The organism is Nonomuraea sp. NPDC005730, assembly GCF_040630865.1.
Taxonomy (GTDB): domain Bacteria; phylum Actinomycetota; class Actinomycetes; order Streptosporangiales; family Streptosporangiaceae; genus Nonomuraea.
This window is the reverse complement of record NZ_JBEXYK010000134.1, coordinates 1-3,130: the sequence shown is the minus strand read 5'-3', so window position 1 is coordinate 3,130 and position 3,130 is coordinate 1. Positions and strand designations below refer to the sequence as shown.

Annotated in this window: 4 protein-coding genes; 2 read left to right on the top strand and 2 right to left on the bottom strand. The window is 64.6% G+C overall.

Going from position 1 to position 3,130, the window contains the following annotated elements:
* Positions 1 to 83: 83 nt before the first annotated feature.
* Positions 84 to 224: a hypothetical protein gene (locus ABZ444_RS51325; protein ID WP_358012688.1), complete on the bottom strand. Its 141-nt coding sequence runs from the start codon at positions 222 to 224 to the stop codon at positions 84 to 86.
* A gap of 270 nt (positions 225 to 494) precedes the next feature.
* Between ABZ444_RS51325 and ABZ444_RS51320 the strand changes: the two genes are divergently transcribed.
* A complete protein-coding gene (locus ABZ444_RS51320) occupies positions 495 to 1,385 on the top strand; it encodes a hypothetical protein (protein ID WP_358012686.1) in 891 nt (296 codons plus the stop codon).
* Positions 1,386 to 1,651: 266 nt separating this feature from the next.
* Here the strand turns inward: ABZ444_RS51320 and ABZ444_RS51315 are convergent, their stop codons facing one another.
* A complete protein-coding gene (locus tag ABZ444_RS51315) occupies positions 1,652 to 2,329 on the bottom strand; it encodes a class I SAM-dependent methyltransferase (RefSeq protein WP_358012684.1) in 678 nt (225 codons plus the stop codon).
* Between the two features lie 349 nt (positions 2,330 to 2,678).
* On the opposite strand from ABZ444_RS51315, the gene ABZ444_RS51310 reads away from it, so the two are divergent.
* Positions 2,679 to 3,130, top strand: a 452-nt coding sequence (locus ABZ444_RS51310) for a recombinase family protein (protein ID WP_358012682.1), incomplete at its 3' end; no start/stop codon positions are given.

Genomic DNA, 3,130 nt, shown 5'->3' with positions numbered 1-3,130 from the left:
ATCAGAAGGGCGTCTAGGTCAGTCTTCACACACCGACCATGGACGCCCTTCGTCACGCTCGCAGCCAATCACCGAAATTCACATCAGCGATCTAGGAGATCTTGCGGCGGTAGGTGTTCATGGCGAAGGCGTAGGCAGACGAGGATGCCGACACGGCCAGACAGGATCGCCAGGACGATGCCCTCCAGCGTTCCCTTGAGCATCTCGGTCATCTGCTTGCCCATGGAACACCCCCTTCCAGCTACTCGGTGATGCCGACTACTGGTACAAAGTAGTACTGACTACTGGTACCTGGCAACACTGAATAGCTAGGAAATGAGCCGACACCGTAAGCGTGTGGGTGCGGGCGACCTGATCGCTGCCCGTGAGCGAGCCCGCCACCACCCCTGAGAAGAAGACGGGCTGCGATCAGCCCACCGAAGATTGCGACCGCCGGCTTCGCCGTCGTGGATGTGTCGGGAGCACTAGAGGGAAGGGCGTGGGAGTCTGGACAGATGACAATTGAGTGGTCCCGGCAGGAGGTCCTCGAAGCGGTCAGGACACGCTTGCAACGTGCGGGCGCTGTGCTGGAAGGGTACTCCGGCGTCGATGTCAGGGCAGAGCCCGACGGCATGCTAGCGATCTTCCATTGGCGTCGAGATCCGAACATTTACGCCATCAAGGTCGAGTTCCCGAGGGGGGCAGCGAGTCCGTGGACGGGCGGTTCGTACACTGGCCTGCCGGTGACCTCGCCGGATGAATGGGCCGCAGACTTCGCCTTCCGCCTTAGGCTGGAACTCGATACCGGCCTGGTTCGTCGAAGCCGCCGAACGATCCGAGACGGGTACGTCCTGTTGGACGTTCACGATACCCCGAACCTCTTGCCCGACGGGTTCTTCATCAATGCCGTTCTACTCCCCGACATTGAGCTCCCCGCCTTGCCGGATGACCTCGAGAAGGCCTATGCCATTCTCGGATCGCTGCCGGCATCGGATACTCCGCCTGTGTCCAAGGTCGGTGCCTGGCTGGTCCGGGCAGGGATGGATGTCACCATTCCCAGACAGCTGATCATCGAGGCCAGGCTTGCCTGCTGGCTTCATGCCTACGTCGACAACGCCCGCGGGGAACCTTATGTCGGTCAGGCAGCCGCGTCCTGGGAGGATGAGCAACGCACCATCGCCCGTCTCGACTTGGTGCACATCCAGCCCGGCGTCCCATCAGAGGTGCGCGATGCTCTGGTGAGTCTCGTGGTCTGCGAGGTAGCTGAGGCCGGCGCCCTGCACGTGGTCACCGCGGTCGACGATCCCGAACTCCATGGACTGGGGTTCCGGCCCGCGAACGGTGGCGGCCTTGCGCTTCACACTAGGAGCACTGAACCGCCATGGGACCCCGCAGCCGGAACCTGACCCAGGGCGCCTCTCATCCGAGGCTGGGCCTCAACATGCGAAACCACCCGTAATGTCTCGGCGACCGCCTGAGGCAGAAACCGACAAGTTAGTCCGGACGACCGTGAGCACTCCGTCCGGACTCACTTGTCGAGCCGCAGATCACGCCGGATTCCTTCTGAAACCATGCAACGGATTTGACACCAGCCCCAGAGTAGCTATGTGGGCCCAGGGCTCCTGAAGCCACGGCCAAGGCGAAGTGGCGTCGTGGCCTCTGGTAGACCTGGTTAGCTCGTGTGGTGTCGGTGAGCTCTGATGGCGAGGATCCAGGGGACGGGTTCGGTTCTGGGCTCAGTGACGCGACTGATGGTCAGGCCGGCGTCGAGGACGGCGTTCAGCAGGTCGGGCAGGGTCAGGTGGCGCATGCCGACGCGGCGCCGGATGTTGTTACCCCACCAGGGCGCGTCCTGGTGCCAGCCGGCGGCGCGGTAGGTGGGGTGGACGATGCGTGCGCCGTCGTCGCGGGCCTGGACGTGTGGGCCGTTGAAGCATGGGTGGACGCCGTAGTAGGCCAGCAGGCCACCCGGGGCCAGGACGCGGGCGGCTTCCTTCAGGACGGCGGTGAAGTCGTCGACGTCGCTGGAGACCCAGAGCGCCGTGACGGTCGAGAAGGACGCGTCGGCGAACGGCAGCGTGGCGGCATCGGCTCTGACCAGTAGTTCGGCGTCTCTGTTGCGGGCGATGCGCAGTTGGTCGGCGGAGTAGTCCAAGCCGATGACGTCGCGGCCCGTCGACTTGATCGTCTCGAAGTACTGGCCGCCACCACAACCCAGGTCCAGGCACAGCCCCCCGCCCGGTCCCAGCAGTTCGCTGATCGCCGCTTCGTTGGCCGCGGCCGCGGGTGCGTTGTACTCCTCGTACCAGTCAGCCAGCCCGTCATACCGCGCGAAGGACGTCTCGCTCACATGAACCTCCCGGCAGCGCACACGGAACCCGGATCAGATCCCCGACCTTCACCATCACCGCTCAGCGTCGGCAGGCCAAGAACGTTCGCTCTGGACGGACATCCCGTCCGTCCTTCCTCTCCGAGCGCGACCCCTCCACCAGGTAGCCAATTCTCCGGTCCTCGGCACTACCGTTGGGTTGTCGGGATTAGAAGATTCAACGACACCCTCTAATGGGCCCCGCAAGCCTCTCGAAAACCGGACATCGAGCGACGAACCATGACGTCGGGTGGCCGGTTCCGCACACGAATTGACGACAGGATTTCCGACAGGAGAATCGGGCTCCAACCCTCTTCCCGAGGAGAGCCCGGTGCAGATCGTCTACTCTCGCGTCTCCACTGCGGCCCACTCCCTGTTGCGGCAGCGCCACATCCTCACCGAGGCCGGCCTTCTCGTGTGCACCGAAGGCGTCGCGGAGGGATTCCGGCCCGCCGACGGCGTCCTCCTCTTCGAGGACCCCGCGACCACCTCCAAGATCCCCGCTCTCGACCGGCCCGCGTTCGGGAAGATCGCCGCCAAGGCGCACCCCGGCGACACTCTGACGGTCTCGGAGCTGTTCCGGCTCTGCCGCGACCTGGTCGACATCCATGCCGTCCGCAACTGGTGCCAAGCCCGCGGCGTGGCCCTGCGTGTCCTGTCCGGGCCGCTGTCGAACTTCCACGATCTGGCCGCGGGCGACGCCACCATCGCCGTCATCATCAACGTGATCACCGCCGTCGGCCAGTTCCAGCGTGACATCCAGAACGAGCTCACCGTCGAGGG

Bases quoted from the DNA above. Each gene is read 5' to 3' on its own strand.
- ABZ444_RS51320 (WP_358012686.1), top strand. From the start codon at position 495: ATGACAATTGAGTGGTCCCGGCAGGAGGTCCTCGAAGCGGTCAGGACA.
- ABZ444_RS51325 (WP_358012688.1), bottom strand. From the start codon at position 224: ATGGGCAAGCAGATGACCGAGATGCTCAAGGGAACGCTGGAGGGCATC.